The sequence below is a fragment of the Vibrio sp. 10N.222.46.A1 genome, from assembly GCF_041473595.1.
GTDB classification, from domain to species: domain Bacteria; phylum Pseudomonadota; class Gammaproteobacteria; order Enterobacterales; family Vibrionaceae; genus Vibrio; species Vibrio tasmaniensis_A.
In genome coordinates this window covers 1-4,852 of sequence record NZ_JBFRSN010000800.1, presented here as the reverse complement: position 1 = coordinate 4,852, position 4,852 = coordinate 1, and the positions used below count along the sequence as shown (strand labels likewise).

The 4,852-nt window shown below is 42.4% G+C and carries 5 protein-coding genes; 3 read left to right on the top strand and 2 right to left on the bottom strand.

Annotated features, from left to right (window positions below; translation table 11 throughout):
• Both AB4496_RS20265 and AB4496_RS20260 read right to left on the bottom strand, forming a co-directional pair.
• Positions 1–1,022 (bottom strand): methyl-accepting chemotaxis protein (locus AB4496_RS20265; protein ID WP_372131763.1); only part of this gene is annotated, 1,022 nt, incomplete at its 3' end.
• A gap of 148 nt (positions 1,023–1,170) precedes the next feature.
• Positions 1,171–2,394 carry an aromatic amino acid transport family protein gene (locus AB4496_RS20260; protein ID WP_009845232.1) on the bottom strand — a complete coding sequence of 408 codons (1,224 nt, stop codon included), beginning with the start codon at positions 2,392–2,394 and terminating at the stop codon, positions 1,171–1,173.
• Between the two features lie 447 nt (positions 2,395–2,841).
• Here AB4496_RS20260 and AB4496_RS20255 point away from each other — a divergent pair, with 447 nt between their 5' ends.
• The 3 genes from AB4496_RS20255 to AB4496_RS20245 form a co-directional block, all read left to right on the top strand.
• A complete protein-coding gene (locus AB4496_RS20255; RefSeq protein WP_017059831.1) occupies positions 2,842–2,970 on the top strand; it encodes a hypothetical protein in 129 nt (42 codons plus the stop codon).
• Between the two features lie 194 nt (positions 2,971–3,164).
• Entirely contained in the window at positions 3,165–3,776 is a 612-nt protein-coding gene (locus tag AB4496_RS20250; protein WP_032555041.1) for an ACP phosphodiesterase, read from the top strand.
• A 57-nt stretch (positions 3,777–3,833) separates the two neighbouring features.
• Positions 3,834–4,852 (top strand): DEAD/DEAH box helicase (locus AB4496_RS20245; protein WP_372131761.1); only part of this gene is annotated, 1,019 nt, incomplete at its 3' end.

The following is a 4,852-nucleotide window of genomic DNA, read 5'->3' as shown; positions in this document are numbered from 1 at the left end:
ACAGCAAAACCACGACCTTGTTCACCCGCACGAGCTGCTTCAATCGCGGCATTTAGCGCAAGTAAGTTGGTTTGCTCAGAAATTGCGTTGATCGTGGTGATGACTTCGTTGATTTGGCTTGTATTTACATTCAAGCTCGTAACAGAAGACGAGGTTTGCTCAATCAAAGAAGAAAGGGTGGTTATCTCTGAGATTGCTTGCTGAACCATAGCATGGCTATCATTGATTTGTTGAGCATCTTGCTCCGCTTGCTCTGTAGAGCGCGCAGAGATATTAGATACTTCATTCGCTGATGCCGTCATCTGATCCATTGCCGTTGCAACAGAGTCTAGAGATGAATTCTGGCTCATAATCTGTGTTTCACTACGCTTCATCTCTTTTTCGAAAGAAGCTGACGTTTCACTCAGTGTCGCTGCGTTTTGGTTTACGTTATTGACTAGTTCACTTAGCGTATCCATTGAACGGTCAAGGGCGCAACCAATCGTACCAAACTCATCTCGGCCTGGATGGAAGCCAAGGCGAGATGTTAAATCACCATCACCAATCTTTTGAGTGGTTGAGTAAAGAACCCAAAGTGCGCCTCCTAGGAAGGTTGCAACCCAGTAACAGAAAAGACCAAAAGGCAAACACCATAAAAGACTGAGTAATAATGTGTACAGAGCTTGCTGCTTTTGGTTCTGTGTATCAGTAGTTGAAACGGTAAGAGAGTAGTAGTTGCCATCTTGTGCCAGTGCCGTAGCAGTCACCGAACCCGTGTTTGAAATAGTGGTTTCTTGAAGGCGTGTTTGTTGGCTAACAGAACGAACCGAAGCTGGGGAATCTGACGCTGATAAAATGCCTTGCAATTGAAACTCAACCTGCTGTTTTGCACTTGCGTCAATTTGTTCTAGCTTGTTGACATAGTTGAAGCCAGCGAGGCTTGCTACAGCGGCGAAAAAGATCAAGAAAATGACCCAAAACTTGTCGTTAATAGACATTTTAATAAACAGTTTGTCTATCGTTCTAAATTGTACTTCTTTCATAAAAACTCCACGGTAAATCCTTTACCGTGGACTCTAAATAACCGACCTTAATAAAAATGTGATTCCGATCGATTAATTATGAAAATTCATGACAGCAATATATCGTTAATGAGACATCAATCAAGTATTTTTGCTCTCGATGGGTTTATTAGCCTAATGATGGTAATAACCCTACTGAAATAAGGATTTGAATTGCAATGATAAACACGCCAACGCTACCCGCTAAAAACAGCGCTTTGCTTCCACCTAACACTTGGTAAGTTGATTCTGTAGCGTGAGGTTTTACTAATAAATCTGTGTAACGAACTTTGTATACCATTACTGTCGGCAGCAGAATTGCGAGCACTGAAAGTGCAATGGCAGCGTAACCCAAAGCCATGATAAAACCTTGTGGGTAGAACAAGGCAAAACCTAATGGTGGTAAAAAAGTGATAGCGGCCGTCTTAACGCGTTTAGCATTGCCTAGTTTCTTGCTTAGAGAGTCCCCCATGAATTCAAATAACCCCAAGCTCACGCCAATAAAAGAAGTAAGAAGTGCAAGGTCAGCAAAGACACCCACGATCAAGCTTAAGTTTGATTGATGAACAGTTTTCGATAGTGAGACTAGAAGCGCACCCAAGCTAGTATCAGACAATAATTGCTCTTGGCTAATCACACCCAACGTAACACTCTGCCAGAAAACATAGATGACCAAAGGCAGTGCAGAGCCAATAATCATCACCTTACGTAATGAGCGAACGTCACCATCCAGGTATCGAACAATTGAAGGGATGCTGCCGTGGAAACCAAAAGAGGTAAACACAACCGGTATCGCAGCAACAATCAGGCCTTGCTGCAAAGGCATGCTCATTAGGTATTGAGAGGTGATGTTTGGTGCAAGGAAACTGAGTACCAGTACCATCGCAATCAGTTTAAGCCCGAATAAAACGCGGTTAACTTTATCAACACTGTGTGTACCAATCGTCACAACTCCCGCAACTAAGAGTGTAAATAGGAGTGTGGTGACTTGACCATTGAGTTCAATCCCTGCGATATCCGAGATACGTTGGTTAAACTGCGCACCGCCACCTGCAATGTATGCGGCACACAAAGCGTAGAAAAGAAACATCACGGCGAAGCTTGCGATCCACTTTCCTTTCGTTCCCAAAATCGTGTGAGCTAACGTGTGTAGAGTTGCGTCCGATTCAGCGAATTGATGAAGCTCTACCATTAATAATGCGGTGAAGGCCATTAGAGCCCATAAGCCAAGCATTAGAAATAGTGAGGTTGAAAAGCCAATTCCTGCAGATGCGAGTGGAAGAGCGAGCATGCCGGCACCAATGGTTGTGCCTGCAATGATCAAAGTACTACCAAAAACCTTTGATTTATTCATTGTATATAATTCTTTACGTTAGGGTGGGTTTTCGTTGTATTTCTTCTGGTCTAAGAGAATAAACCCAAAGAATATCTCGATTTTTAAGTATCTTGATTGAGTTTAATTCCAAATGCAATGTTTAATGTAATTAAAAATATCCACTGTATATAAATGTGTACAGTGATTGGTGCGTAAGGAATTAAAAATGCTTAAGCAAACGTTTGAGTGTGATTTGCTTCAAAATTTATAGGGTAATTTGTTGTAATTGGTGTAAGGTGGCAGTACATATGTCGTTCGCGTATGCCCCTTTAGCGTAAACAAGCGCTAATGATCGCGAGTAGCTTCAAGCTATAAATATGGAATGGGTAGAGTAGAGTGCGTTCATCAAAGTGACATAATTTAAGTCCAAGATGGTGCACTAGTTAATCGGACAACATGTCCACACCAAGGAATAGAGGGGGCACTATGAGTGACCAATCTTATAATGACGAAAGTCTAGAGTTGTTAGATGCTATGGAAATTGGTATCGATTTATCTGACTATGAACAGACGGTTAAACAATTAGCAGAAGAGCTTTTCAAGTCTTCGAACTAAGTTTTTAAGATCTTTAATTAGGTTTTACTGAACTAAAGGTTTCTGTAGTTCAACGTTCTCAAATTAAACAATTTTTAAACTGAGCAAATCTCATTCGCTCACGCGTCATAACAAAACTATCCTCATTAAAGTTCGCGAAGATAAACGAGTACGTTTACCATGTTACTTAGTTCTCGATACTTTAATGAGGTTCAATGAACTTTCTCGCACACCTCCACATCGCCAAGCATTGTAAAAGTAACTTAGCGGGTAATCTGTTAGGTGACTTCGTTAAAGGCGATCCTAGTAAATATTATTCAAACTCACTTTCAGACGGAATAAGACTTCATCGATTCGTTGATAGCTATACTGATCATCATGATGTGTCTCGTTCTGCAAAATCGCTTTTCTCACACCAAACACGACGCTTTGCACCTATCGCACTCGATGTATTTTGGGATCACTGCTTAGCCAATCATTGGGCTCAGTTCTCAACGCAATCACTTGAGCGCTTTTGCGTAGACAGCCATCAACAGATCTTTGAACACCAAGAGCCTCATTGGCCTGAGCACTTCATTACTGTTCACCAGAAAATGGCAGAACAACGTTGGTTGCTAAGTTATCAAGACATGTCTTCCATTGAGGTGGTATTGCAACGCATGGCTTTGAGACGGCCAAAGCTTGGGATGCTTAAGTCTTGCTATCACGACCTAGAACAGCACTACAACACGTTGCAGTGTCACTTTAATGAGCTTTATCCTAGTGTTTTAGAAGAAGCGAAGCAGTTTAATTCGCTTCAAATGAAGAAAAATCAAAAGGAAAGGTAAACAGCGTAATGCTGGTTTGCTACAATCCGCGCCTATTTAATCTTTGAGCATCATACTATGTCTGAATCTACAAAATCTTTTAACCAACTAGGATTATCTGAGCATCTTCTTGCTACGCTATCAGAGCTTAACTTTACGGCTCCTACCAGTGTTCAAGAACAAGCGATTCCATTGGTATTAGAAGGCAAAGATGTATTGGCTGGTGCTCAAACGGGTACAGGTAAAACGGCCGCATTTGGTTTGCCCATTATCCAAAGATTAATCGAGACAAAAGACAACGTTATTCCAAACCCGAAGCTAGTTCGTGCGCTTGTGTTGGTACCAACACGTGAACTAGCGCAACAGGTTTTCGATAACGTAACCAGCTACGCAAAGGGCACCGACATCAAAGTCGTGGTGGCTTACGGCGGCGTTAGTATGAAGGTTCAAACTGAAAACCTACGCGGGGGAGCTGATATTCTTGTCGCGACTCCGGGCCGTCTTATCGACCATATGTTCACTAAGAACATCATGTTGAGCCACTCTGAAGTGTTGGTACTGGATGAAGCAGACCGCATGCTAGACATGGGTTTCATGCCTGATATCAAACGCATTCTTTCTCGTATGAATGAGGTGCGACAGACTCTGTTCTTCTCTGCGACGTTTGATAACAAAATTAAAGCTCTGGCACATCGAATGATGCAGTCGCCAAGCGAAATTCAAGTGACGCCAAAAAACAGCACCGCTGACACCGTTACCCAGATGGTTTATCCCGTTGATAAATCGCGCAAGAGTGAATTATTGGCTTATTTGATTGGCTCAAAGAACTGGCAACAAGTGTTGGTGTTCACTAAGACTAAGCAGGGTACCGATGCTCTAGTTAAAGAGCTTAAGCTAGATGGCATTAAAGCGGCATCAATCAATGGTGATAAGAGCCAAGGTGCGCGCCAAAAAGCACTGGATGATTTCAAATCAGGCAAAATACGCGCGCTAATTGCAACCGACGTGGCAGCTCGAGGTATTGATATCCAGCAGCTAGAACAAGTTGTGAATTACGATATGCCATTCAAAGCGGAAGACTACGTTCACCGTATTGG